The sequence below is a fragment of the Variovorax sp. Sphag1AA genome (assembly GCF_014192575.1).
GTDB lineage: Bacteria > Pseudomonadota > Gammaproteobacteria > Burkholderiales > Burkholderiaceae_C > Variovorax.
In genome coordinates this window covers 494693-519623 of record NZ_JACHYC010000004.1, presented here as the reverse complement: position 1 = coordinate 519623, position 24931 = coordinate 494693, and the positions used below count along the sequence as shown (strand labels likewise).

Annotated in this window: 26 protein-coding genes and 1 pseudogene; 12 read left to right on the top strand and 15 right to left on the bottom strand. The window is 64.6% G+C overall.

The features are described 5' to 3' along the window. Window positions 1–3: 3 nt before the first annotated feature. From FHW64_RS18500 to FHW64_RS18490, 3 genes are read right to left on the bottom strand one after another with little or no spacing between them, the layout of a single operon-like run. Window positions 4–870 (bottom strand): enoyl-CoA hydratase/isomerase family protein, encoded by an 867-nt coding sequence (locus FHW64_RS18500; protein ID WP_184528798.1) that lies wholly within the window; start codon window positions 868–870, stop codon window positions 4–6. 11 nt (window positions 871–881) lie between these two features. Next, window positions 882–2048, bottom strand: a complete 1167-nt coding sequence (locus tag FHW64_RS18495; RefSeq protein ID WP_184528796.1) for an acyl-CoA dehydrogenase family protein — start codon at window positions 2046–2048, stop codon at window positions 882–884. Window positions 2049–2082: 34 nt separating this feature from the next. Continuing rightward, the gene (locus FHW64_RS18490; protein ID WP_184528794.1) at window positions 2083–3696 is read right to left on the bottom strand and encodes an acyl-CoA carboxylase subunit beta; all 1614 of its coding nucleotides are present in this window, start codon (window positions 3694–3696) and stop codon (window positions 2083–2085) included. Between the two features lie 130 nt (window positions 3697–3826). Here FHW64_RS18490 and FHW64_RS18485 point away from each other — a divergent pair, with 130 nt between their 5' ends. Beyond that, complete coding sequence (locus FHW64_RS18485) at window positions 3827–4594, top strand: IclR family transcriptional regulator (RefSeq protein WP_184528792.1); 768 nt, start codon at window positions 3827–3829, stop codon at window positions 4592–4594. A 146-nt stretch (window positions 4595–4740) separates the two neighbouring features. Beyond that, a complete protein-coding gene (locus FHW64_RS18480) occupies window positions 4741–7398 on the top strand; it encodes an autotransporter domain-containing protein (protein WP_184528790.1) in 2658 nt (885 codons plus the stop codon). Window positions 7399–7557: 159 nt separating this feature from the next. Here FHW64_RS18480 and FHW64_RS18475 read toward each other — a convergent pair whose 3' ends face one another. Together FHW64_RS18475 and FHW64_RS18470 are read right to left on the bottom strand one after the other, a co-directional pair. Next, a complete protein-coding gene (locus FHW64_RS18475) occupies window positions 7558–8547 on the bottom strand; it encodes a DUF1214 domain-containing protein (RefSeq protein WP_311733331.1) in 990 nt (329 codons plus the stop codon). Between the two features lie 169 nt (window positions 8548–8716). Beyond that, the gene (locus tag FHW64_RS18470) at window positions 8717–9580 is read right to left on the bottom strand and encodes a TorF family putative porin (protein ID WP_184528786.1); all 864 of its coding nucleotides are present in this window, start codon (window positions 9578–9580) and stop codon (window positions 8717–8719) included. A 121-nt stretch (window positions 9581–9701) separates the two neighbouring features. Between FHW64_RS18470 and FHW64_RS18465 the strand changes: the two genes are divergently transcribed. Then, the gene (locus FHW64_RS18465) at window positions 9702–10130 is read left to right on the top strand and encodes a potassium channel family protein (protein WP_184528784.1); all 429 of its coding nucleotides are present in this window, start codon (window positions 9702–9704) and stop codon (window positions 10128–10130) included. A 329-nt stretch (window positions 10131–10459) separates the two neighbouring features. Beyond that, on the top strand, window positions 10460–10768 hold the full coding sequence (locus FHW64_RS18460; protein ID WP_184528782.1) for a hypothetical protein: 309 nt from the start codon (window positions 10460–10462) through the stop codon (window positions 10766–10768). Window positions 10769–10802: 34 nt separating this feature from the next. On the opposite strand, the gene FHW64_RS18455 is transcribed toward FHW64_RS18460, so the two are convergent. Beyond that, complete coding sequence (locus FHW64_RS18455) at window positions 10803–11303, bottom strand: isoprenylcysteine carboxylmethyltransferase family protein (protein WP_184528780.1); 501 nt, start codon at window positions 11301–11303, stop codon at window positions 10803–10805. A gap of 88 nt (window positions 11304–11391) precedes the next feature. Between FHW64_RS18455 and FHW64_RS18450 the strand changes: the two genes are divergently transcribed. Genes FHW64_RS18450 through FHW64_RS18435 form a run of 4 tightly spaced genes read left to right on the top strand, consistent with a single transcriptional unit; the run spans window position 11392 to window position 13310 of the window. After that, window positions 11392–11718, top strand: a complete 327-nt coding sequence (locus FHW64_RS18450; RefSeq protein WP_184528778.1) for a helix-turn-helix transcriptional regulator — start codon at window positions 11392–11394, stop codon at window positions 11716–11718. Window positions 11719–11731: 13 nt separating this feature from the next. After that, on the top strand, window positions 11732–12199 hold the full coding sequence (locus FHW64_RS18445; protein ID WP_184528777.1) for an ArsI/CadI family heavy metal resistance metalloenzyme: 468 nt from the start codon (window positions 11732–11734) through the stop codon (window positions 12197–12199). An 8-nt stretch (window positions 12200–12207) separates the two neighbouring features. Then, complete coding sequence (locus FHW64_RS18440; RefSeq protein WP_184528775.1) at window positions 12208–12675, top strand: arsenate reductase ArsC; 468 nt, start codon at window positions 12208–12210, stop codon at window positions 12673–12675. Continuing rightward, window positions 12672–13310 carry an MIP/aquaporin family protein gene (locus FHW64_RS18435; protein WP_184528773.1) on the top strand — a complete coding sequence of 213 codons (639 nt, stop codon included), beginning with the start codon at window positions 12672–12674 and terminating at the stop codon, window positions 13308–13310. The genes FHW64_RS18440 and FHW64_RS18435 overlap by 4 nt, the downstream gene beginning before the upstream one ends. A gap of 70 nt (window positions 13311–13380) precedes the next feature. Here the strand turns inward: FHW64_RS18435 and FHW64_RS18430 are convergent, their stop codons facing one another. Next, entirely contained in the window at window positions 13381–15549 is a 2169-nt protein-coding gene (locus FHW64_RS18430; RefSeq protein ID WP_184528771.1) for a xanthine dehydrogenase family protein molybdopterin-binding subunit, read from the bottom strand. Window positions 15550–15559: 10 nt separating this feature from the next. Continuing rightward, window positions 15560–16024, bottom strand: a complete 465-nt coding sequence (locus tag FHW64_RS18425) for a (2Fe-2S)-binding protein (protein WP_184528769.1) — start codon at window positions 16022–16024, stop codon at window positions 15560–15562. A 187-nt stretch (window positions 16025–16211) separates the two neighbouring features. On the opposite strand from FHW64_RS18425, the gene FHW64_RS18420 reads away from it, so the two are divergent. From FHW64_RS18420 to FHW64_RS18415, 3 genes and pseudogenes are all read left to right on the top strand, one after another. Beyond that, window positions 16212–17207 (top strand): ABC transporter substrate-binding protein, encoded by a 996-nt coding sequence (locus FHW64_RS18420; RefSeq protein ID WP_184528767.1) that lies wholly within the window; start codon window positions 16212–16214, stop codon window positions 17205–17207. Continuing rightward, window positions 17204–17470: pseudogene (locus FHW64_RS34870) on the top strand (putative Ig domain-containing protein); the annotation flags it as partial. The gene FHW64_RS18420 and the pseudogene FHW64_RS34870, both read left to right, overlap by 4 nt. Before the next feature lie 67 nt (window positions 17471–17537). Next, complete coding sequence (locus FHW64_RS18415; protein ID WP_311733330.1) at window positions 17538–18446, top strand: kelch repeat-containing protein; 909 nt, start codon at window positions 17538–17540, stop codon at window positions 18444–18446. A gap of 2 nt (window positions 18447–18448) precedes the next feature. On the opposite strand, the gene FHW64_RS18410 is transcribed toward FHW64_RS18415, so the two are convergent. From FHW64_RS18410 to FHW64_RS18395, 4 genes are all read right to left on the bottom strand, one after another. Further along, entirely contained in the window at window positions 18449–19129 is a 681-nt protein-coding gene (locus FHW64_RS18410; protein WP_184528764.1) for a hypothetical protein, read from the bottom strand. A gap of 19 nt (window positions 19130–19148) precedes the next feature. Beyond that, a complete protein-coding gene (locus FHW64_RS18405; RefSeq protein WP_311733329.1) occupies window positions 19149–20003 on the bottom strand; it encodes a transporter in 855 nt (284 codons plus the stop codon). A 4-nt stretch (window positions 20004–20007) separates the two neighbouring features. Continuing rightward, window positions 20008–21471: a DUF1254 domain-containing protein gene (locus tag FHW64_RS18400; RefSeq protein ID WP_311733328.1), complete on the bottom strand. Its 1464-nt coding sequence runs from the start codon at window positions 21469–21471 to the stop codon at window positions 20008–20010. A 183-nt stretch (window positions 21472–21654) separates the two neighbouring features. Next, window positions 21655–22224, bottom strand: coding sequence for a cytochrome b (locus FHW64_RS18395; RefSeq protein ID WP_184528762.1), 570 nt, complete (start codon window positions 22222–22224; stop codon window positions 21655–21657). A gap of 85 nt (window positions 22225–22309) precedes the next feature. On the opposite strand from FHW64_RS18395, the gene FHW64_RS18390 reads away from it, so the two are divergent. Continuing rightward, window positions 22310–22801 carry a cupin domain-containing protein gene (locus FHW64_RS18390; protein WP_184528760.1) on the top strand — a complete coding sequence of 164 codons (492 nt, stop codon included), beginning with the start codon at window positions 22310–22312 and terminating at the stop codon, window positions 22799–22801. An 8-nt stretch (window positions 22802–22809) separates the two neighbouring features. On the opposite strand, the gene FHW64_RS18385 is transcribed toward FHW64_RS18390, so the two are convergent. Genes FHW64_RS18385 through FHW64_RS18375 form a run of 3 tightly spaced genes read right to left on the bottom strand, consistent with a single transcriptional unit; the run spans window position 22810 to window position 24865 of the window. Next, entirely contained in the window at window positions 22810–23553 is a 744-nt protein-coding gene (locus FHW64_RS18385; RefSeq protein ID WP_184528758.1) for a hypothetical protein, read from the bottom strand. Window positions 23554–23564: 11 nt separating this feature from the next. Further along, complete coding sequence (locus FHW64_RS18380; RefSeq protein WP_184528756.1) at window positions 23565–23984, bottom strand: YidH family protein; 420 nt, start codon at window positions 23982–23984, stop codon at window positions 23565–23567. A gap of 17 nt (window positions 23985–24001) precedes the next feature. Then, complete coding sequence (locus tag FHW64_RS18375) at window positions 24002–24865, bottom strand: bile acid:sodium symporter family protein (RefSeq protein ID WP_184528754.1); 864 nt, start codon at window positions 24863–24865, stop codon at window positions 24002–24004. Window positions 24866–24931: the final 66 nt, after the last annotated feature.

Below are 24931 nucleotides of genomic sequence, written 5' to 3'. Positions count from 1 at the left end.
TCCTCACGCGGCCGATGCGGGCGTGGTTGCCTGTGCCTCGCGCACATCGGCGGCGGTGAACTCGCGCCGCCATGCGGACGCGCGCTTCTCGCGGAAGGCGGCAATGCCTTCCGCGCCCTCGTCGCGCATGCAGGCGGCGAAGAGGCGCGCCGCGTCGTCGAGCAACGCGCCTTCGTCCTCGTGGCCGCAGCGCTGCAGCAGTGGCTTGAGCGCGCGATTGGCATGCGGTGCACACGCACCGATGCGGCTGAGCCATTGCGCCAGATGTTCGTTGAGTGCTGCGCTGTCGGAGGCGAGTTCGTCGACCATGCCGAGTCGCACGGCCGTTTCGCCGTGGATGCGCTCGCCGCTGAGCCCAAGGCGTCGCGCCACGCGATGCCCGAGCCGCGCCACCACGAACGGCGCGATCTGCGCCGGGATGATCCCGAGCGATGTTTCGCTGAGCGCAAACTTCGCGTCGCGTGTCGCCAGCACGATGTCCGCGCAGCATGCGAGCCCCATGCCGCCACCCATCGCCGCGCCTTCGACCGCTGCGATCACCGGCACCGGCAGTGCCGCAAGCCGCTGCATGAAGTGCCCGAACTCGCGATTGCGCGCCGCCACGGGGTCGTCGCCCTTCACCGCATCCGCATCGAGCCGCGACTGGAAGTTGCCCACATTGCCACCCGCGCAAAAGAACCCGCCGCCGCCGCGCAGCACCAGCGCGCGAACCGTGTCATCGGATTCCGCCGCATCCAGCACACGCGCCAGTTCTGCCACCACATCGGGCGAGAGCGCATTGCGTGTCTGCGGCTGGTTCAGCGTGGCGAAGAGCACGTCCTGCCGGCGGCGCAGAACGATGTGTCTGAAGTCTGAAGAGGATTCGGACATGACCGTGCTCCTCAGGCGTTCATGTTCATCAGGCCCATATTGCGGGCGATGACCATCAGCATGACTTCGTCGGCGCCACCGCCGATGGACCCCAGCCGATAGTCGCGATACGCACGCGACACCGGGTTGTCCCACGTGTAGCCCATGCCGCCCTGGAACTGCATGCACCAGTCCGCGATCTCGCGCGACAGCCGCCCGGCCTTGAGCTTGGCCATCGAGGCCAGTTCCACCACGTCGCCGCCTTCGATGTACGTCTTCGTCGCCACGTACACCAGCGCGCGCAGCGCTTCGAGCTCGGTCTTCAGTTCGGCCAGCTTGTACTGGATGAACTGGTTGTCCAGCAGCGGCCGGCCGAACGCCTGTCGCTGGCGCAGGTAGTCGGCCGTCTCCTGAATCCACGCGATTGCCGAGAGCCGCCGCGCAGCGCCATCGAGCCGCTCTTCCTGGAACTGCTTCATCTGGTAGATGAAGCCCATGCCTTCTTCGCCGATGCGGTGTCGCACCGGCACGCGCACTTCGTCGAAGAAGATCTGCGCCGTGTCGGAGCTCCACATGCCGAACTTCTTGATCTTCTGCACCTCGATGCCGCGCGCGCGCTTTCCGTTCTCTTTCAGCGGAACGATGATCAGCGACTTGTTCTTGTGCGGCGAGCCGCCTTCGGAGGTGTTGCACAAGAGGCAGATCCAGTCGGCCTGCGTGCCATTGGTGATCCACATCTTCGAGCCGCTGATGACGTAGTCATCGCCATCGCGCCGGGCGCGCGTCTTGAGCGATGCGACATCCGAGCCCGCGCCCTGTTCCGACACACCGATCGAGCACACCATCTCGCCCGAGATCGCCGGCGCAAGGAACTCGCGCTTCAGTTCATCCGACCCGAAGGCGGCCAGCGCAGGCGTCGCCATGTTCGACTGCACGCCGACGCCCATCGCCACGCCCTGCGCACGCACATAGCCCATCGCCTCCGCCGCCGCGACGGCGTACGAGAAATCGAGCCCCAGCCCGCCATACGCCTCCGGCTTGGTGATGCCGAGGAAGCCGAGGCCGCCCATCTTGCGGAACAGCTCATGCGCCGGAAAGATTTCGGCGGCTTCCCATTCGTCGACGAACGGATCGATCTCGGAGCTGATGAAGCGACGGATGCTGTCCATCATCTCGCGGTGTTCGGCGGTGTAGATCATTGCTTTCTCCTGACTCTCTATGGGCGGGCGCTCGTCAGAAGCGCGCAACGCCGAATTGCATGGGGTGGGTCGTACGCTGCGCCGCTTCGCGTGCGGTGGCAAGCACGAAGGCCAGCACGGCACGCGTGTCGCGCGGGTCGATCACGCCATCGTCCAGCAGATGTCCGCTGGTGTAGAAGGCGCTCGCCTGCCGCTCGAAGTTCGCGACGATCTCCTGCTTCTGTGCCGCCAGCTTGGCGTCGTCCACCGCCGCGCCTTTTCGCTCGGCCTGCTGGCGCGCGACGATTTCCAGAGTGGTTGCGGCCTGCTCGCCGCCCATCACGGCGGTGCGCGCGTTGGGCCACGAGAAACAGAAGCGCGGATGAAACGCGCGTCCGCACATGCCGTAGTTGCCCGCGCCGAACGACGCGCCGCAATGGATCGTCACCTGCGGCACCTGCGAATTCGCCAGCGCCTGGATCATCTTGCTGCCGTGCTTGATCATCCCGGCCTCTTCCGAGTGCCGTCCGACGATGAAGCCCGTCGTGTTCTGCAGGAACACGATCGGCGTGCCCGACTGGTTGCAAAGCTGGATGAACTGCGCCGCCTTCGTCGCGCCCGCCGGGTCGATCGGCCCGTTGTTGCTGATGAAGCCAACCGGATGACCTTCGATGCGGCCGTGTCCGCAGACGGTGGCTGCGCCGTAGTCCGGCTTGAAGTCCATCCAGCCCGAATCGTCCACCACGCGCGCGATCACCTCGCGCATGTCGATCGGCTTCCGGTGCTCCAGCACCATCACGCCGGCGAGTTCTTCAGGATCGAGCCGCGGCGGCTGTGCGGTGAGTGCATCTTCAGCGCGCTGCCAGCCCAGGTTGGCCATGATGTCGCGCGCAACCGCGATCGCGTGGGCATCGTCCTCGGCCACGTATTCGGCAAGGCCGCTGATGCTCGCGTGCATCTCGGTCCCGCCCAGTTCTTCGTCCGTCGCGATCTCGCCGGTCGCGGCCTTCAGCAGCGGCGGCCCGGCGAGGAAGGCCTTCGCACGACCGCGCACCATCACCACGTAGTCCGACAGCCCCGGCATGTAGGCACCGCCCGCCGTCGATGAACCATGCACCACCGTGACCACCGGCAGCCCGGCGGCTGACAGGCGTGCGAGGTTGTAGAACATGCCGCCGCCGCGAATGAACTTCTCGACCCGGTACTTGCGCAGGTTGGAGCCTGCCGACTCGACCAGGTGCACGAAGGGCAGCTTGTTCTCCAGCGCCAGTTCCTGGCAGCGCATCAGCTTCTGGTTGCCCGATTCGGTGAGCGCGCCGGCATCGATGCCTGAATCCGTCACCACCACCATGCAGCGCACGCCGCTCACGAAGCCAATGCCCGCGATCTGCGAGCCGCCGGGCACGCACGCGGCCGGATCGGGATCGTCCATGCCGTAGCCCGCGAGATTCGCGATCGGCAGAAAGGGTCGGCCCGCATCGAGCAGCCGCCCGAGCCGCTCTCGCGGCAACAGGGCGCCGCGCTTGTCGAAGCTGGCAGCGGCGCGCGCGGAGGCATCGGCGGCGCGCTGCTCCAGCGCGCGCAGTTCGTCGACCAGCGCGAGCATGCCGGCGCGCTGCGCCTGGAACGCCTCAGAAGCGGGATGAAGACGGGATTGGAACGGAGTCATCGTTGGACTTTTGCAGTGGTTGCGTGTGGCTGATGCGCATTGCAGACCAGCCGCCCCGCACCCGCAATCTCAAAGTGCGTGCGTGTGCACAATGTGCACAGTTCACCTCGTTACTGCGGGATTACCCTCGATGACCGGCGCCAAGACCTCTGCCCGCACGGCTCCTGTGCGCGGCTCCCAAAGCATCGACCGCGCGATGCAACTGCTGCGGCACGTCGCTGCGCACCACGCACAAGGCATCGAGCTCGCCAGCCTCGTGGAAGCCGCGCAGCTCGACCGCACCACCACCTACCGAATCGCCACGTCGCTGGTGCGCGCAGGCCTCGTCAGCCGCGATGGCACCACTGGCTTGTATCGGCTCGGCATCGAGGCCATGGCGCTGGGCCTGACCGCGATGCAGCGCGCACCGATCATCGAGCGCTGCCTGCCCGCCATGAAGGTGCTTGCGCGGCGCACGGAGGAACACGTGTTCCTCGTCGTGCGCTCAGGAGATCACAGCCATTGCCTGCATCTGGAACAGGGCGTGCATCCGATCCGCAGCTTCTTCGAGACCGTCGGCAGCATCCGTCTGCTGGGGCTGGGGATTCCCAGCTTCTCGTTTCTCGCCGAGATGTCGGACGAGGACGTTGCTGCGCACTATGCGCGGCATCAGGCCGAATACCAGAGCCACAACATGAGCGCGGGCAAGCTGCAGCGGTGGATTCGCCAGACGCGCGAGCTGGGGCATGCGCATATCAGCGCCAAGGGGATCGCGGGTGTCGGCATGCGGTTCGCGGTGGGGTCGTGCGGCGATGCGGCGCTGGGGATCGTGGTGCCGGCTTCGCGGATGTCGCGGGCGAGGGGAGAGGTGTTGGTTGGAATGTTGAAAGGAGAGATTGGGCGGCTGTCAAGCCAGTGACCCGTATAGCCTTGCACGGCTGTATGCAACCGAAATCAACGGTCGAGAAACGTTTAGTTGCATATGTAAGATCGCGCCCTTTTGTGAGGCGCGACTCCGGTTTGCTCCTCATTGACAAAACCTGTTTTTTGAAGAGGAGCGATCGCGTGAATCGGAGCTACAGAACGGTCTGGAATGCGTGTCTGGGTGCCTGCGTGGCGGTGGCGGAGAACGCGAGTGCGCCGCGCGGTCGTGCACGTGGCACACGGCGTGCCATCGGCGCGAGTGCGGTGCTCGCCGTGGCAACGCTGGCCGCGAGCGGTGTCTCGCAGGCGGCCACCTTCGCGGCGACGAATGAAGCCGAGTTGATCACCGCCATCAACCAGGCGAACGCCAGCACGGATCCAAGTTCCACGATCACCCTGACGGCCGCGATCACCGCCACCTCGGCGCTGCCGGCGTTGAACGGCAACGTGACGATCACCACGAACGCAAACCTCTCTACAACGATCGGGTCTGCGGCCGGGGCGTCGTTGGAACTGCAGGGAGGGGCGGACTACGTTGGCAGCGGTCTGCTTGGCCGCGTGCTGGTCGGTAGCACTGCGAACACGACAGGCACGCTGACGCTGCGGGGCAGCGGCACCACGCTGAGCACCATTGCGCTCCGAGGCTTTTCCGGGCAATCCAACATCAACGTGCTGGACGGCGCAATCGTCACCATCACCTCGGGCACCGGGAACGGGGTGTTTCTGGGTGGAACAGCGGCCGGGGCCTATAACGGTGGGAGCGCCAACGTTGTTGTCAGCGGCGCTGGTTCCGCAATCCTCGCCGGCAGCCAGTATCTCCAGCAGGCCGGCACCTTGGCGATCTCCAACGGCGGTACGGTGCAAGCCGGCTTGATCTACCTCGGGGCTATGACCGGCAGCGTTACGGGAATGGTGACCGGCGCCGGATCAACCCTGAGGGCGACTTCCGGCATTGCCTTGGGGGCGTACGGGTCGGGGACCCTGACCGTGGCAGATGGCGGGACGATCTCCTCCGCAAGCGCGATCACCCTGGGCGGCATTGGTGCCGGCACCGGCACCGGCACCGTGAACATCGGCGCGGCCGTCGGCGACGCGCCCGGGGCACCCGGCACCGTGATCGCCCCGGCCATCCAGGGGGGGCCAGGCACAGCGGTGCTGAACTTCAACCACAACGCCGCCAACTACGACTTCGCGGTGCCGATTACCGAAACCACGAACGTCAACCAGATCGGCAGCGGCACCACCACGCTCACCGCCGCCAACACCTACACCGGTGCGACGAACGTCACCGGCGGCACGCTGCGTGCGGGCGCGGCCAATGTCTTCAGCGCCGCCTCGGCCCACACCGTCGCCGTGGGCGGCACGCTCGACCTCGCAGGCTTCAGCCAGACGCTCTCCTCGTTGAGCAACGCCGGCGTCGTCTCCCTGCCCGGCAGTACGCCCGGCAACACGCTCGCCGTCACGGGCGCCTACGTCGGCAACGGCGGCACGCTGCGCCTGGGCACGGCCCTCGGCGACAGCAGCAGCGCGAGCGATCGCCTGGTCCTGAGCGGCGCCACAGCCAGCGCCAGCGGCAACACGAAGATCCAGATCACCAACCTTGGCGGCCTGGGCGCACTGACCACCGGCAACGGCATCGAGGTGGTCTCCGCCACCGGCGGCGCCACCACCACCGCGCAGACCACCAAGGACGCATTCAGCCTCGCTGGTGGCTACGTGGACGCCGGGGCGTACGAATATCGCCTGTACGCGGCCGATGCGAGCGGCGCGGGCGAGAACTGGTATCTGCGTTCATCGGCCATTTCGGTGGTCATGGATCCCACCATGCCGCGCGGGCCGGTGCCTACCTACCGCGCCGAAGTGCCGCTGTATGCCGTTCAGCCTGAGCAGTTCCGCGAGTTCGATTTCGCAATGCTGGGCAACATGCATCAGCGCGTTGGCGACGAGCGGGCGGCAACGGGTGCAGCGCTGGGCGAGCGTCAAGCTTGGGGACGCATCATCAGCACAGATCGCGATATCGCACAGCAAGGCACGGTCAGCCCCAGCAGCAGTGGTCGCCTGACCGGCTTCCAGGCCGGCACCGACCTGTGGGCCAATTCGAACTGGCGCACTGGCCTCTATGCCGGGCAACTCGAAGGCGACATGGATGTGAGTGGCTTTGCGCGCGGCGTCGTGAACTACGCGGCCGGCCACAACGATCTGCGCAGCCAATACGTGGGCGCCTACGCCACGTGGACCCGCGAAGGCCTCTACGTGGACAGCGTGCTGCAAGCGGGTCGGCACAGCTACACCGCGTATCCGTCGCTGGGTCAGTCGAGCACGGGCAAGGGCGACAGCCTGGTGGGCTCGATCGAGGCGGGCCAGAGCTTTGCGCTCGCACCGCGTTGGGTGATCGAGCCGCAGGTGCAGATCACCTACCAGCACCTGAGCCTCGATGACACCGCCATCAGCGGCGCCACCATCCATCAGGATATCGATGGCAGCTGGATGGCCCGCGCTGGGGTGAGAGTCAAAGGCCAGTACGACGTCGGCGCAGGCACGTTGCAGCCCTATGTGCGCGTGAACCTCTACAAGCGCAGCAGCGGCACCGACATCACGCGCTTCATCGGACCCGCAGCCAGCACCGACATCACCAGCCGCACGGGCGGCAGCAGCAGTGAACTGGCCGCTGGTGCCACCTGGGAGTTGAGCAAGAGCACCAGCCTCTATGGAGAAGTGGGGCAGCTCTGGGATATCGGCGGCGACGCGCGCACGAGCAGCGGCGTCAACGGCAGCGTGGGGGTGAAGGTGCTCTGGTAAAGACTCAGTAAGCGACGCACCCCAGGAGAGTCATGCCGCGCCTACGGAGATCATCTCCGTGGGTCCGTTGCGATCCGAAATCTGCAGCGCCGCCGACTGTCCGGTCGTGGCCGATAGCCCGCCTTAGTCTCATGCGGCCCATCCTTGACGCTCATTCCCTTACTCAACGATCCGAGCTTCAGGAAACTTCCAACTGCCTTTCAGGATTTCCTGACGCGGCCGATACATGCGCGCCGTGTAGTTCCACCCCTCCACAGTGGGCAGGCAGTTTGGAATCTTGCCGTCGCATCCACCGAACTGGACTGTCACCGACCCGTCGGCATTCTTCTTGGCCGTGATGTCATTCACCGAGTAAGCGTCGTATTGGTTCTTCTCGAAGAAGCCCTTTGCGTTGTAGAGACTGATTGACCAGAAGGCATCGACAGGGACGTTCGCTGGCACGTTCAACCTGTAGACGGTCTTCCCGTCGTTCTTCTCGGGGGTGAAGCTCTTGTAGCTCGCGTCCTTGTCGGGATTGCCTCCCCAGCCTGCGGCGGTGCCGATCAGGTGGTGGACCGGGTTGACCTCTTCCTTCTTTCCAAACGCATGGTCAAAGCCCGAGTGCTTGGCAAGAGCCAGGAGGCCTTCTCTCACCTCCTTGAGACTGGCCTCGTCCCAGTTCGGGAGTTCGAGTTTGCCGGTGTCCTTCTGACTGATCTTGATGGCGTCCTGGAGCTTGTGGACCGCTTCCAGATCCTTTGGATCGTTGGGGTCCACCAGGGTGCGCACTGCAGCGAACGCGTACCGGGTGCCCATGTTCTTTTGAGAGATCGTGTGCGGCTTGTTGTCGTAGGCGACGAACTGCACATAGTGGTCTTCATTCAAGACCATCAGCGACATGAAGCGCTTGCCGGAATTGGGCAACGTGATCGTCACAGGGCCGGCCGCGAGATCAAGCACCGCGAACGAATACAGCGTGTCCCGGTTCATTCGAATCACTGCCTGCTTGTCGATCGAAGCCGGTTCACGTGAGTGAAAGAACTTGCCGAGACCACCAGCCTCCTTGGCATTCGTGGCCAGGTAGTGGTCGGTCTCCGCTCGAATGAAGTTGTCGACTGTGACCGGCACTGCGTTCTGGGCTTGCGCGGCTGCGGACAAGGTGAGGGTCACGGCGAGTGCCAAGCGACTGGCACCGCACCGTCGACCTTCCAAGGTCCGTCGTTCGGAGGAAGCAAACTTGCGTGCCATGGTCGGTCTCCTGTGGGGGCTGCTGGCAAAAGTCCGCCGATGGTGCGTGAGATGGCTGAGCAAATCAAGCCATCGACTTGGTGCCGCCGCCTCACAAGGTCTTGGTCAGCATGAGGATGAATCGCGGCTTGTTCGGCGAGAAGGCGGTCACGCCGAAGGGAATGCCGTTGATGACGACGCCGGGCTCGGCGATCAGGTTGAAGGCCGCTTGCTCGGTAGCGCCTTGCACCGAGCCGGTGAGAGACAGGCCACTGCCGAAGTCGTAGGAGGCTCCCACGTTGTAGTCGAAGTAGCTCCTGTAGCCCAGGCTGCGGATGTCGCTCGTCAGGAAGGTGTAGCCCACCGCCGTCTTGAAGGTGAGCTTGGGGAAGATTTCCTTCGAGTACGACAGGTTCAGGTAGCTGGTGTTCTGGCCGTCGAGGCCCGAGCCGCCCTGATGGCCCGCGTAGTTGAAGTAGTCCTTCGAAACGGTCCACGAATACTTGCCCGCGAAGGTTCCGATGCGCTCGTCGCTCCAGGAAGCGCCGCCGTAGATCTCGGTGGTGTTGCCCGCGGTGCTGCCGGGGTAGTAGTACTGGTAGACGCCCACGTCGAGGTCGAGCACGCCGGCCTTGAATTTGTAGCCGCCGTAGAAGTCCATCTCGACCGAGTTGCCCTTGAGCCAGTTGACGCTCGAGTTCCAGTTGCCCACGTAGAAGCCGCTGTCGCCGAACGCGTAGTCCAGACCGCCCTGGATGGCGGGCTTGAACCAGCTCGTCTTGGCGAAGTCGTTGCGCCCGAGGACATCCTGGTCCTGGCCCCGGAACTTGTAGTTCGTGGTCAGAGAAACGTTGGCCGTGAGATTCTGGGCTGGGGCTGCTGCCTGCCCTGTGGCAGCGTCGGAGGTTTGTGCGCTTGCCAGCATCGGCAAGGCGAGAGAGGCCAGAGAGAGCGTTTTCGCGAAGGCTTGTTTCATTCTTTGTGAGCGATTAGAAGGAGCCGGAAGCGTAGGGCCGCACTCATAAAAGCCACGTAAAAAGCGAGTCGCTGCGCGTAAAGATTGGCTGCATAGTCCGATCAGCAATGAGAGGTGACACATGCTCTGGCAATTCATCGTTGGTGGCATCGTCTGCGTGCTCAACATCGCAATCCACGCGCTCGTGATGACGACGGCAGTGCACGTCGCCCACCGCGAGGGTTCAAAAAAGAGAGCAAATCCCTCCCTGTTCCTGATCGTCGTCATGATCCCCACCGTGTCGATCCTGATGATCACTCACGCGCTTGAAGTGTTTGTCTGGTCGCTCGTGTACACGCTCGTTGGTGCTGCACCCGCCAATACCGACATGCTGTACTTCGCGTTCGTGAACTACACGACGCTGGGTTACGGCGATGTAGTTCCGGTGGCGGACTGGCGGTTGCTCGGTCCATTGACGGCAATGAATGGCGTTCTGCTCTTTGGATGGTCGACGGCCGTGATCTTCGAGGTGCTCCGAAAGGCGCTGGAACGCACGGCAGACGCGTTCTGAGCAGAGCAGGGTTGCATGAGGCCTTTGCAAGCGCACATGACCATGAGCCCAAGTTGCAAAGGACCGATCGATATACTCCCGCTCGTCACGCCAAAAGCGTGATCGGGTTTAGCAGCCCATAGCCATCCTGCGACGCAAGCCGCAGTTCTGTCCCGCAGTTCGTGCGGCTTCGTTGTCTGTGCCCCAGTTTTGGCGGCTCGGATGGGAGGCCCGTGAGGGCCTGCCGGTTTCCGCAAGGATGGCCCGGTCTGCTAACCCGTTCGAGTCGCCGCCTCCGAATAGCAGCGGGTGCGGCGGTTGTTGCAAATCGCCATCCTTGGAGGCCTTTCATGGCACACCCTACCTGCGCGCCCGCGCGCCCCCCGACTTCTCCCTACGCCGTTCTATCCAAGCGAGCAACGGACGCCGCCGCAGCGGTCAACGAGGCCTTCCTCGCTCGCACGTGCGTCCGTTGCCTGCTCGACCACGCCGTGGATGTGCCCAAGAGCAGCCGCTATTTCACCGACAGCGAGTTGAGGGCACTGCACGCAGTCGTCGATTCGGAAATCGAACGGCGCTTGCTGGTTGCGCGCGCGGCGATCGAGGCATCGCCAGCGCCGCGAACCCGCAGCGGCGGCCAACAGCGACGCGTGTTCTAGCGGACCGCACACGCACTTACCGCCGGAGCGCGGCTCAATGATCCCCGCGCCACGGTGTGGTGCGTGGGATCCACCGTCGCACGTTCGCGCGGTAGCGCTTGTACTCCTCAGGGAACTGCTCGCTGAGCGTCGGCTCCTCGTAGCCGAGCACGAACAGGAAGAAGGCCGCCCACACGATCGCTCCGTACTCGAGCACCGCGACGCTGCCGAACAGGAGGCCCTGACCAATGATCAGCGCAGTGACCGCGACGTACATCGGATTGCGCACGTACCGATAGAACCCGGTGACGACAAGGTGCGTGGGCGGCATCACGGGCGCCGGCGTACCGAGACCTTGCAACGCGAAACGGGCGAATGAATCGAGCAAGATCGGCAGCCCAGCCGCGATCAGGATGCCGCCGATCACGCGCGCGATGGGGAACAGCTCAGGCTCGAAGTGCCACTGCGTGATGTACCACGGCACGTACACCGCGAGCGTGCCCGGCGCGATCACAAGGAAGATCGCCGACCCGATGATTGCAGGGGCGCGCCGCATGACATCAGTCTAAGCCGACGCGGACGTTGCGTCGCCTTTCAGACGGGTCTCAGATTGACGCCTCCAATAATTCCACTATGATGGAACTATGGAAGAACAAGATGTCGTCCGCTCCCTCGCCGCACTGGCACAAGCCGCTCGTCTGCAAGTGTTCCGCGCCCTCGTCATTGCTGGCCCTCGTGGCATGACTCCCAGCGTGATGTCCGAGGGCTCGGGCATCCCGGCCAATACGTTGTCATTCCACCTCAAAGAGCTGCTGAATGCGGGTCTTGTCACACAGGAACGACTAGGCCGCAATCTCATCTACCGCGCCTCGTTCGAGCACATGAATGCGCTCCTTGGCTATCTCACAGAGAACTGCTGCCAAGGCGAGGCGTGCGCCGTCGATGCCTCCGTGAACTCCTGTTCGTGTTGAAGGACCTTTCCCCATGAAGCGATTCCATGTGCACCTGAAGGTGCAAGACCTCGCGGCGAGCATCGCCTTTTATTCCAAGCTCTTTGCTGCCGAGCCAGCGCGCGTCGAGTCCGACTATGCCAAGTGGATGCTGACCGACCCACCGGTGAACTTCGCCGTCTCTACGGGTGGCGAGCCCGGCATCGACCATCTCGGCCTGCAGGCGCAGACACCGGAAGAGCTCGCCGAACTCAAGAGCCGTGCCGTCGCAGCCGACGCTGCGTTGCTGGACGAAGGAACCACGACCTGCTGCTATGCGCGCAGCGAGAAGCATTGGGTCACCGACCCTCAAGGCATCGCCTGGGAGCAGTTTCAAACCTTGGACAACATCCCGACCTTCCGGGAATCGCAACCTGTCGGCCAAGCCGTTTGCTGCACGCCGCGCGCCCCGAGCGGGCGGCCCGTGAGCATCGCGGTCAAGGCCCAGGACGGCTGCTGCTGAGACTTGCGATGGCTGACGGCAAACCTTTCAACGTCCTTTTCCTGTGTACGCACAACTCGGCGCGCAGCATCCTGGCCGAAGCGATGTTGAATCATCTGGGTCAAGGGCGATTCAAGGCGTACTCCGCAGGCAGTAGCCCGCGCGAGAACCAGCAACCCAATCCGATGGCACTTGAAGTACTGCGCAACGCGGGCGTATCCACCGAGGGGCTTCGCAGCAAGACCTGGGACGAGTTCGGCAAGCCCGACGCGCCGCACATGGACCTGGTCATCACCGTTTGCGACAACGCCGCCGGTGAGGTCTGCCCGTTCTGGCCTGGTCATCCAGCCACTGCGCATTGGGGTTACCCGGACCCATCGGAAGCCCAAGGGTCCGAAGAACAGAAGCTGGAAGCGTTCAGGCAGACGCTGCACGCCATCCGGCGCAGGCTGGAGCTGTTGGTCAATCTGCCGCTTGAGGGCGTCGACAAGTCATGACGCTTTGGCGCAAGGCGCTGGCCGAGCTGTTGGGCACGGCCGGCCTGCTGTGTGCGGTGGTCGGCTCCGGCATCATGGCCGAGCGCCTCGCGGGGGGCAACGTCGCCATTGCGCTGCTGGCGAACACTCTGGCCACTGTCTTCGCGCTGTACGTCCTCATCGAAGTCTTCGCTCCATTGAGCGGCGCGCACTTCAATCCTGCAGTGAGCGCGGTCATGGCGCTGCGCCGCGAGTTGCCGGTGATCGAGCTGGCACCCTACATCGCTGCGCAACTGGCGGGGGCCATGCTGGGCGCCTGGCTGGCCAACGCCATGTTCGACCTGAGCATCTTCCAGTGGAGCAGCAAGCTTCGGTCCGGACCGGGCCAATGGTTGGCTGAACTTGTCGCGACGGCGGGCTTGGTGCTGGTCATCCTGCGCTCGCCAGTGGGCAAGGCGTCCGCGCTGGTGGCCTGCTACATCGGCGCTGCGTACTGGTTTACGTCAAGCACATCCTTCGCCAACCCTGCAGCGGTGTTCGGCCGCATGTTCAGCGATACCTTTGCAGGCATCGCGCCATCGAGCGCCTTTGGATTCACGGCTGCCGAGCTGCTTGGTGCGAGTCTTGGTGCAGCTGTTCACAGATTCGTTCGCTGACACCCGACGCGCGTTTCGCCGGCTCTCCGGGCCCGGGGGAGATCCCGGGCCCTGTTCGTCCAATTTCCGTTCAGGCGTTCTGCAGGTTGTCGCGCGTCAGAGGCATGCTGCGCACACGCTTGCCGGTGGCGGCAAACATGGCGTTGGCGATCGCCGGACCGATGAGCGCGGTTGCCGGCTCGCCGATGCCGCCGGGCTTCTCGGTGCTCGGGACCAGTGTGATGTCGATCACCGGCGCCTCGTTCATGCGCACCATCTGGTATTGGTGGAAGTTGGTCTGCTGCACGCGGCCGTTCTCGATGGTGATCTCGCCGTAGAGCGCGGCCGTCATGCCGAAGATCACGCTCGACTGGATCTGCGCTTCCACCGTATCGGGGTTGACCATGCGCCCAAGGTCGGCGACCACGGTGACCTTGTGGACCACCGGCACGCCGTCCTTCATGGAGATTTCGGCCACCTGCGCCATGTAGGTGTCGTAGCCCTCCATCAGCGCCATGCCGCGGAAGCGTCCAGCAGGTGCCGGCGTGCCCCAGCCGGCCTTGTCGGCGGCCATCTTCATCACGTTCGCAAAGCGCGGCTTGTTGGCCAGCAGTGACATCCGGTAGGCGTATGGGTCTTGCCCGGCGGCCGCGGCGAGTTCATCGATGAAGCTCTCGTTCGCGAAGGCGTTGAGCGCATGGCTGACCGAGCGCCAGTAGCCCACGCGCATCCCGGCATCGTGCTTGACGACGTCGTGCTTGGTCGCCGGAATCTCGTAGGGCGCCATCGCGGCCTCGGTCATGAGCGGGTCCTGCACGTCTGGCGGCAACTGGAAGATCCGCGCCGTGACCGACTGCGACATGATCCGGAACGTCATCGCCGTCGGCTTGCCGTCATCACCGAGCGAAGCGGTGAGCCGGTGCACCGACTGCGGGCGATAGAAGTCGTGCGTCATGTCGTCTTCGCGCGTCCACAGCAGCTTGACCGGCTTGTTCACCGCCTTCGAGATCTGCGCGGCCTGGATGATGTAGTCGATGTCGATGCGCCGACCGAAGCCGCCTCCGAGGAAGGTCGTCTGCAAGGTCACGTTCTCGGGCTTGACGCCGAGAACCTTGGCGACGGTGGCCTGCGCCGCGTCCTGCCACTGCGTCGGGCCGATGAGGTCGACCTTGTCGTCATGCACGTGCGCGGTGAAGTTCATTGGCTCCAGCGGCGAGTGCGAGAGCAGCGGCATCGTGTACTCGGCCTTCACGACCTTTGCAGACTTGCCAATGACGGCATCCGCATCGCCCACGGCCTTGAGCGGCAGAACGGTGTCCGACGGCGATCCGGCACGGATGCCCGCCAGCATGGCCTTGTCGTTCAACGTCGCGCCGGGACCTTCGTCCCACACGATGGTCAGGCCCTCGCGCGCCTTCTTCGCATGCCACCAGGAGTCCGCGACGATCGCGACGCCATCGGGAATCTGCACGACATCGATCACGCCCGGCATCGCCTTGGCCTTCGTGGCGTCGAGGCTCTTCACCGTGCCGCCGATGACAGGGCATTGTTCGAGCGACGCGTAGACCATCCCCGGCAGCTTCACGTCGATGCCGAATACCGCGGTGCCGTTCGTCTTGGCCGGCGTGTCGAGGCGCGTGGTGCGCTTGCCGATGATGGTGAAGTCCTTCGGGTCTTTCAGCGCAACCTTCTCAGGCACGGGCAACTGCGATGCCGCCGCGGCAAGCTGGCCATAGGTTGCCTTCTTGCCGCCGGGGCCGTGCAGCACGCCGTCCTTGGCGGTGATCGTGGAGCGATCGACCTTCCACTTGTCCGCTGCGGCGGTGATCAGCATCTCGCGCACCTGTGCGCCGGCGATGCGCAGCTTTTCCCAACCGTCGCGCACGGAGGTCGAACCACCAGTGAGCTGCGGCCCGCCCAGCAGCGCGTTGCCGTACAGCTTTGTGTTGGGCGGCGCGATCGCGACCTTGATCTTGTGGATGTCGACGTTCAGTTCCTCCGCGATCAGCATGGGCATCGAGGTGTAGACGCCCTGGCCCATTTCGGAGCGCGCCGACAGCAGCGTGATGGTGTTGTCGTCAGCGATGTGAACCCAGGCATTGGGCGTATGCAGCGTGCCCGCGGCCTGGGCATCGCCGACGAAGCCCGGCAGGACGACGCCGAGCATCAGGCCGCCGCCGACGAAGGCGGTGGTCTGCAAGAAGCCACGGCGCGAAAGTGCAGCCGTGGATTGGGTGTCGAGGGTGGCGTTGGAGTTCATGGTGATCTCCTCACGCGCGGCGCATCTCGGCCGCTGCCGACTTGATGGCTGCCTTGATGCGGCCATAGGTGCCACATCGGCAGATGTTGCCGCTCATGGCGCCTTCGATGTCGGCATCGCTCGGATTCTTGTTGGTACTGAGTAGCGCTGCCGCGCTCATTAACTGGCCCGACTGACAGTAGCCGCATTGGGGAACGTCATGCGCGATCCATGCCTTCTGCAGCGGGTGCGTGTTGTTGCGGGAGAGACTCTCGACAGTGCTGACCTTGCGCCCGGCAGCGACTGAAACAGGGGTCTGGCAAGAGCGAACGGCCACGCCGTCCAGGTGAACGGTGCATGCGCCGCACAGTGCAGCGCCACAGCCGAACTTGGTGCCGGTGAGCCCGATCTCATCGCGAATCACCCACAGCAGCGGTGTGTCGGGCTCGGATTTCACCTGCACGAGTTTTCCGTTCAGATTGATGCCTATCGTCATGGAGCGTCTCCTCTTATTGGGATGCTCACCGCGAGACATTCGCGGCAAACACCGCACCGTGAGCCTGTTTGCCTGACTGAATGCTGACCATGACCCTTCCCTTGACCTGAAGGCTTCGGCGTCTGCATGATCCGAATCCGCCGTCTCCCGCACTCCGAGTGCGGACCTTCAGACGCGAGGAGGGGTCATGATTGGTCGTCGTCGACTTGTCTCCGGCTTCGCATGTGCCATCGGCACGGCTGCCCTGGCCCAGGTTCCGCGTCGTACGTATCGCATCGCCTACATCGGGCTCACGGCAAAGAACTCCGCCGACGACGATCGGATCTTGGCGGCGTTCATCCACCGGCTGGGCGAACTCGGCTTCGTGGTGGGCACGAACCTCACCATCGATTGGCGCTTCTCAGAAGGAAAGAACGAACGGTACGCAGAGTTCGCCAAGGAGATGCGCGACAAGGGCGTCGACCTGGTCGTCGGCAATTCGACCGCCGCACGTGCCATGGTCGATGTCGGCGGCAACATCCCTGTGGTCATGTTCGGCGTCATCGACCCGATTGGCACGGGCCTGGTCGCGAGCTTTGCTCACCCGGGTGGGCAGGTCACCGGGATGTCGGGCTTCTCCGGCGACCTCGTTCCGAAGCAGATCGAGCTGTTGAAGGCTGCGGCTCCGGGCGTCACGAAGATCGCGCTTTCCCGCTGTCCGGAATGTGGGCGACTGTCGGGCCTGAGCACTGCACGCATCGAGGCGACATTCGAGAGCTACCGCGAAAGAGCGCGATCGCTTGGGCTCTCCGCGATCGCGCTGGACATCAACGCGGTCACCGATTTCCCCGCGGCGGTTTCAACCATCAAGAGCGAAGGGGTGAATGGCGTGCTCCTCCTTCCGCAGCAGGTGAACGCGGGGCTACGAGACGACTGGGTTGCTTTCGAGGCAGAGCAACGCATACCCGTGATCACGGGCTATCGCGGCCTGGGTTGCCTCCTGTCGTACGGACCAGACGGCGTGGCGCTGTTTCGTCGTTTGGCAGAGATGGTGGTGCAGATACTCAATGGCGCGAAGCCCGGCGACCTGGCGCTGGAGCAACCGACAAAGCTCGAGTTCGTCATCGACCTGAAGGTCGCAAAGGCAATCGGCCTGACCATCCCGCAGAGTGCGCTACTTCGGGCGGATGAAGTCATTTCGTGAGCGGTGGGTTCGCGTTCAATACCGGGTCGCAGCCGCCTGAAGGGCTCACCTACCGCGATGCATCGGTGGTCTACGCGGAGGGGACGCCGATCGTCCCCGACACGCCAACCTCGAGCGCCGGTCCGGTCTCGCGCTACAGCGTGCGGCAAGCCCTGCCTTCTGGCCTGAGCCTCGACCCGACGACGGGTGTCATCACCGGCACGCCGACGGAGACTTCTCACACGACCGTCTACGAAGTCGTCGCCAGCAATCCAGCGGGCAGCACCACGACGCGCGTGGCCCGGGACGACCTATGTCGTCACTGCCGCGAACAGCGCGGGCAGCATCACCGTGCAGATTGCGATCACCGTGCTCGATGCGCTGCGTGGCGAGTGGGCGCCTGCGGATGCCATGAACGGCAGGGGCCGTATCCGCCACACTGCGACGCTGCTCGGCAACGGCAAGGTCCTGGTGGCGGGCGGTTTCGGATCGGGCGGCGTGCTGACGTCGACCGAGGTGTACGACCCGGCTGCGGACCAGTGGTCGCCGGCCGGGAATCTGAGCCAGGAGCGGCAGAACGCGACGGCCACGCTGCAGCGCGACGGTCGGGTGCTGGTCGTCGGAGGCTTCGGGCGTAGGGGAGGCTCTTCAACCGCCACGGCCGAGTTGTACGACCCCGCCACAGGCGCATGGTCGCAAGCGCCCGGCATGAGCGCGGCGCGTGCATTCCATACCGCGACCTTGCTGAACGACGGCCGCGTGCTCGTAGCGGGCGGCGTGGGCAGCGGCGGATCGCGCGCCGCAAGGTTGGCTTCTGCCGAGCTCTTCGACCCGGCGAGCGGCCTCTGGTCACCGACCGGCAGCATGGGGCAGGGCCGCAGCCTGCAAGGCGCCGCGCTGTTGCAGAACGGGCGCGTGCTGGTCGCGGGCGGCAACGACGGCACATCCGCACTCGCCTCGACCGAGGTCTTCGATGCCGCGGCAGGTACGTGGTCGCCGGCCGGGCCGCTCGCGCGCGCGCGCTACTTCCACACCGTCAGCGCGACGGCCAATGGAAAGGTGATCGCGGCGGGTGGTGGCGATGGCAAGTCGCTCGCTTCCACGGAGGCCTTCGATCCGTCCGCAGGCAGTTGGTCGGCGACAGGCGACCTGGTGCACGCACGTGCTTCCCACACGACGACGCTGCTGTCGGATGGCCGGCTGCTGACCGCGGGCGGACAGGGCAAGGGCTATCTGTCTTCGTCAGAGTTGTTTCATTGATCTCACGCGCTCCCGACCAGCGCGTTGATCGCTCCGCCGGCAATGCCAGTCACGATCACCACCGAGATGCCCGACTGCACCAGCATGAGCATCTTGGCGGTGCGCGTCAGCGGCAATGCGTCGGTCGGGCTGAATGCGAAGTTGGTCGTGAAGCCGATGAACAGGTAGTCCGCGTAGCCGGGAGACCAGTTCTCGTAGTGCGGCAGCGGGCCTCCTCGCTGCGGAAACAGGAACGCCCAGGGTTCGTCTTCGAGAGGGTCTTCCTCCACGCCCGGTGGGTCGACGATCCAGTACCAGATGGAAAAGATGAGCATGTTCGAAAGACTCATCAACGCCGCGTCGATCAGGAGCGATGCGGCGGCCTGCCGCAGCCCACCGAGCACCCGCATGAGCGCGATGACGTCCAGCAGCAATGCCAGCGTGAAGTAGGCATTGGCGGCAATGATGACGAGGAACAGCCCACGCTTGCGCCCAAGCAGCCACAGCAGTGCGAGAAGCAGCAACAGTGCAATGCGAAGCGCAAAGGCCACGGGAATGAGCACGTGGAACGCACCCGGCTCGAGGTTGCTCAACGCGCCTTCTCCCACGCTGTACGAGATCCCGGCCTGCAACGCGGTGACGAGCCACATGACCAGCACCACGACGCCAAGCGAGGTGCCCCGGGCGCGCAGGAAGTTCATCATGGTCTGGCTCGCGACGCAGCTACTCGGGGAAGAGCAGGGTCGCTACGAGGCGGAAGCCCCAGCCATGCGGCCCTGAGTCGGTGTTCACGGCCCAGTAGCGCACGCCGCCTCCGAGGCTGATGCGCTGGTCGCCGACCTTGATGAGCTTGGTGACCAACGCGTTGACCGGCACTTGCCAATCCTTGTTGCGCCAGTCGTAGGTGGATTCAGAGTTCAGCGTGTAGGTCCACGCATCCTTCGTGGTGTACGAAAGAAACGGCTGAATGAAGGTGCTGCTGACCGGCGGCCGCGACTGCACGCCCCCGCCGCCCCAGATGTGATTCGCCAGCGCGCCGAAGGTCCAGGCGCCATCCTGCTTCAGCACCACAGCGGTGGGGCCCGCGCCCCACTTGCGAGCGCTCAGCTCGGGCTCGGTGCCGGTGGGCAGCAGCAGGACCGGGCCGACGCCCCAGATCAGTCCGCCGGGCCCCGGCGCCTTGGGCGAGAAGAAGAAGCTCTGCGTGGTGTCGCCGAGCCCGGACTGGCTCGATCCCGGCACGACGTCGGTCTGGCTCACCACGGGCACGATCGTGCGGCTGATGACGTTCCACTCCGCGTTGAGCGACATCGGCACGACCGGCTGGAAGTTCATGTAGGTCTTGTGGCCGTCGTCACTGCCGATCTTTCGGTCGTAGTTGAACTGGAACGGCACGCTGATCAGCGCTGCGACGGGGTTCGACAGTTTCTTGGCCAGGTCCTCGTCGCTTTGTGCGTGCGTGGCAAGCGGTGCGGCCGCCAGCAATGTGAAGCAGGCTGCGCAACGAAGCGGGGTGGACAGGTTCGTCGCGACGCGCGGGAAGGTGCCCAGGCAAGTGGAGAGCAGTTGGGTCGTCACTTGGTCAGACCGCTTTCTTGATCACCGGCGGCTTCCAGCTGCCGTCGATGATTGGCTTCTCGCCCCAGTAGGCACGGATGTAGAGAGAGAAAGTGCCATCAGGCGCAGGCAGCCAGTTGGACTCCTTGTCCTTGCCCGGCGATGCGTGGCCGATGTAGAGCGTCAGCGATCCATCGTCGTTGTACTTGAGCGACTTGCTCTTGGTGCCCAGCGAATAGCGCTTGAGATCGTTGGGCGCGAACAGGTGATGCTCGTTGTAGAGCGTCAGCGACCAGAATCCCTTGACCGGTGGCGTCTGGCCCTTCGGGAAAGTCACGGTGTACTGCGACTTGCCGTCCAACTGAGCGTTGCTCTCGTCGTTGTCCGTGTAGAAGTACTGCGTCTCGGTCGGACGGTTGTCGAACATGTTCGAGCGCGCGGTGCTTGTGCGCTGGTAGTGGTCGATGCCCCACTCGGCGTTGTGCAGCGAGCGGTTCCATCCGTTGCCGGCCGGCTTGCCGTTGACCGACCACCTGAACATCGACTTGATCGCCGTGTCTTCCGTCTGTTGGGCGACTTCGTCCATGGCCTTGCGGATGGCGTCGTCTTTCTTCCGGATGTCGATCAAAGCCCTGAAGTTGGCGTACATGGCTTCCTCGCCCGGCAGCGGCGGCACCTGGTCGAGCACGGTCTCGAACTGGTCGAAGAACTTCTCGGGCTGCACCCACCTGGTTTCGCCCTCGGACTTCGCGCCGCCGGAGAAGGTCGGCAGCTTGGCCCAGTCCATCTCCTTGACCTTGCCGTTGAATTCGGTGAGCGGATAGACGTTGATCTTGTTCAGCACGGGTTGCACTGCAGCCTTGTCCTCCGGCGTGTCATCGACGAAGACACGCGGAATGACGTTGGCGATCGCCGTGCTCGAATGGATCACGCCGTTGATGCCCTGAGGCACCTTGCCTTTCCAGTGGGGCCCGACGAGCAGGTAGAAGCCTGGCTTACTGCCGTAGGGCTTGCCCAGCTGACCGATCTGGTCGGTGCGATGGTCATAGATGGCATAGACCCAGAACCGCTTGCCGAAGTCGGGTACCTGCAGGATCACCGGCTGCTTGCTGAGATCGAAGTACGCAAGGCCATACGACACGTCCTGATTGGGGCAAGTCACGAAGGTCTCGGACGGATCGATGTAGTCGTGCAGCATCGCGAGCCTTCCCGCAGGCGCGACAGGCAGCACACCATTCATCAGGCCCGGCTGCGGCGCCTGCGTGATGGTGGAAAAGCGGTTGACCATGTTCACCAGTGGCCATCCCCACACATAGGCTTGTGCCGCAAGCACTTTGGCGTATTCGAGAGACATCGCCATGTCGGGCGAGGGCCGCGTCAGATTTGCGGCGCTGCCGGAGGATTCCGCTGCCGATGCGGGCGCATGCTGCTGCGCGAACAAGGTCAGGACGCCCAACGAACTGATTGCGATCAAAGTGCTGCGCTTCACGATGCTCTCCTAGGAGTCTCCGCAGGGGGCCCGGCGAGCCGAAGCTGCAATTCGATCGGTGGGATGCCGACTGCAGGTGCGGAGGTGATGAATGCCCAAGGGCATTCTGGGGAGCTTGCCCGCGCCTCGTCTATTGCACCTTGGTGCAGCGAGGCCGCGTCCCGTCGTCAGCTGCTCAGCCGTTCAGCCGGACTTCCGCTGGGAGACCATCGCCGATAGCACGCCGTCCTTGAGCACGACGTGATGAAAGATCGCGGCAATGGCGTGCAGGCCGGCCAGCCACATGATCGAATCGCCGAGAAACTTGTGTACGTCGCCCCAATCGGCGAGACCCGCGATGGCGGATTCGGCAATGAGTGGCATCTTGTCGACGCGCACGCCACCCAACAGCGTGAGCGGATGACTCTCGCTCCCCAGGGCCAGGAACGCAGTGGCGGGCAATGCAAGGAGCAGCACCCACAGCACGATGTTCACGATCTTGGATGCCACATGCATCCACCCGGGCATTGCGAATCGCGGAGTGGCCGGACGAAGCGCGACCCAGACGAGACGCAGCACGGTCAACACCAGCACCAGAATGCCGAGTGACTCGTGCCAGACGATGTCGATGCGGGTGGCGGGGTCGACCCCCTGGCGCATCATGCGGCCGAAGCCGCCCGGCCCGAGGATGAATGCGATGGTCACGACCACGGCGGTGACCCAATGAAAGAGCTGGCTGAGACGGTCGTAGTGGAGCGAGGCGTTCTGGTTCATCGTCGTGGCGGTGTATCACAAGGCAGCGCTTTGCGTTCGCCCCGAAGGGGCGGCATCATCCGCACGATCGAACATGGAGGTCCCCATGTCAATGACAGCGCCCATCACCGACGCGAACCCCACTGTCGCCGAGATGGAAGCCCGCCTCGCTCGGTTCCGTTCGCTGCGTGCGACGGACGACTATGTCGATGCGGGCATCCCGGGTTGCGAGCGGACGACCTACCGCGTGCTGGGGACGCCGCCGGCCGCACCGCTGCAGGCGGAAGGCTTCCATCTCAACATCGTCCGCTGCGAGCCAGGCAAGTCGGCGCCGCTGCACAACCATCTGACGCAGGAGGTGTTCGTCGCGTTGTCCGGGCGGTGGGAAGTGTTCTGGGGTCCGGCGGGCGAGCGCAGCGTGGTGCTCGAGACATGGGACACGATCGCGATTCCGCCGGGCGTGTCGCGTGGCTTCCGCAATGTCGCGGCCGAGCCCGCGTACCTGATGGGCATGGCAAGCGGGCAGGATCCGGGCAACATCAACTGGCCTGCGCAGGTTCGCGCGGCGGCGGAGGCGGGGGGCGTTTCGCTGCCCTGACGGGCACGCTAGGCCGCTAGCAGAAGCAGCGCGAACCCGATTGCGCCCACTGAGAAGGGCCAGAACCGGCCTTCGCGTTCGTCAGGCAGTTCCGCGCGCAGGCTGGTGATGACCACGCCCCCGGCCAGCACGGCGAAGAGTCGCGCGACCATCGCTTCCGATAACGGCATCAGCACGCCGACGAGCCAGCCGGCGAGAACGCTCGATGCAAGGATCCAGCGGCCGCGTCGGCCATAGGCTTCTCCGTGTTCTTCTTCGAGCGCGTGATCGACGATGAGGAAGTGAACGGCCATTGCGATTGCATAGACCAGAAGCGAGAAGGCGCCACGCTCAGCGCGTTCGATGAGGAGGTAGCCGATCAGCGCGCTGTAGGCCGCATAGCCTGCGAGCTGAAGCAGGTACTCGGTATCGATTGCGCCGGATCCTGCAAGCTGCCGACGGCGATCGCGGCTGACAAGCACGATGTGTTCGAGCCCATAGAAGACGACGAACGACAGCAGCGCCAGCATGTAGATGCGTTGCTCCGCGAGGAACTCGATGTTGGCGGCCTGCACGAGCGCATGTCGCTGGAATTCGAGCTCGGGCAGCACGTCGATGAAGACGTAGGCCACCGAGATACCTGCCGCCGCGGAGATCCATCGGCGACGCATCCAGAAGCGCTCCACCGCTTCCGACGCCGACAACCAGCCGCCCGCACCGTAGGCGAGCGCGAAGACCAGCGCAGCGCAGAGCGAGCCCGCGGAGAAGTTCATGTCGTTCCGGCCTAGGCCCCGGAAACGATCGAGACGAGCGCGAACATGCCGAGCGCGGCCACCAGGATGGCGACCCAGTAGGCGAGGTTCCACTGCGCTACAAGCCCCTGGGCCTGCAGTGCCTTCACGCGGCGACCATGCTGGATCACCGCGAGCAGCAATGCGCCGGTGCCGATCGCCACCATGCTCAGTCCCAGCGCCCTTGGCGACCAGGTTGCGCCCAGCCGTCCGACGATGGGTGTGCCGCGCTGGTCCACGACGTATTCGAAGAACTTCACCAGCGTGAAGCCGAAGCTGATCATCGACAGCGACGTGCGCAGCCATGACATGAGCGTGCGTTCGAACGCGAGGAAGCTGCGCTCGACCGCGAGCGTGGTCCGTTCGCGTGCCAGTTGGGTGCTCTCGTCAGGCGCCTTTGGAGAGGAAGCCATGGGTCGTCACCTCCGTGTCACTGGGAAGAAGGCTCCTGTCTTGCACGGCGTCTGTGCCAGCCCACGTAGGGGAGGCACACCACCGCGCTCAGGAGGACGTAGAGGATCAGCGTTGGCGCGAACTGTTCGCCGGGGTAGTTGCTCGAGGCCACTGCCAGTGCGATCGCCGGATGCCGCGATGCAGCGGACAGCGCCAGCACCGAGGCCGTGTCGGGGTCGGGCCCACCCAGCAGATGGCCGACCAGCAGGCCGAGAACGATGAAAGCGACGATCGAAATCACTGCCCAGTGCCCGGTGGCATCCCAGATCGCGTGCCAGGTGCCGGCGAGCAACGCGAGCGTGCCGAGGACCAGCAGGGCGGTGGCGATGAGGCGCAGCGGTTTCACGAGCTTTTCGCTGATGCGCGGCAGCAGCTTGGAGAACGCCAGCCCGGCCACAAGCGGCGCAACCACCATGGCAAGGATGATCTTCGTGATCCTGTCCGGGCGCGTCGAGAGCGGCTGCTCGAAGAAATGATCGAGCGCAATGACCGACAGGGGCACCGTCACGATGGAGATGAGCCCCAGCAGCAAGAGCAGGCCTAGCCCGTACGGCGTCACGCCGCCGGCCTTCTGCTGCTTCTTCGGCAGCAGCGGCGGGATCGGCGAGATGGCCAGCGCCATCAGCACGACCTCGGTGGCGCGCGGTATGTCCAGCAGCTTGATGCACACGGCCACGATGATCGGAACGATCACCAGCATCGCCAGCAACGAGCGCAGCATCAGGCCCGGCTGCCGGACGATGTAGATCACGTCGTCGCGGGTGGCCTGAAGGCCGTAGCTGAACACCGTCCCGATGATCGCGATCTGGAACGCGGTCAGGACGAGCGTCTTGGCATCCATGACGAATCGACGGTGAGGCGCCCGGAAGGCGCCTGGGCACGCTTCCGGGCTGGTTGGGCTTGTGGC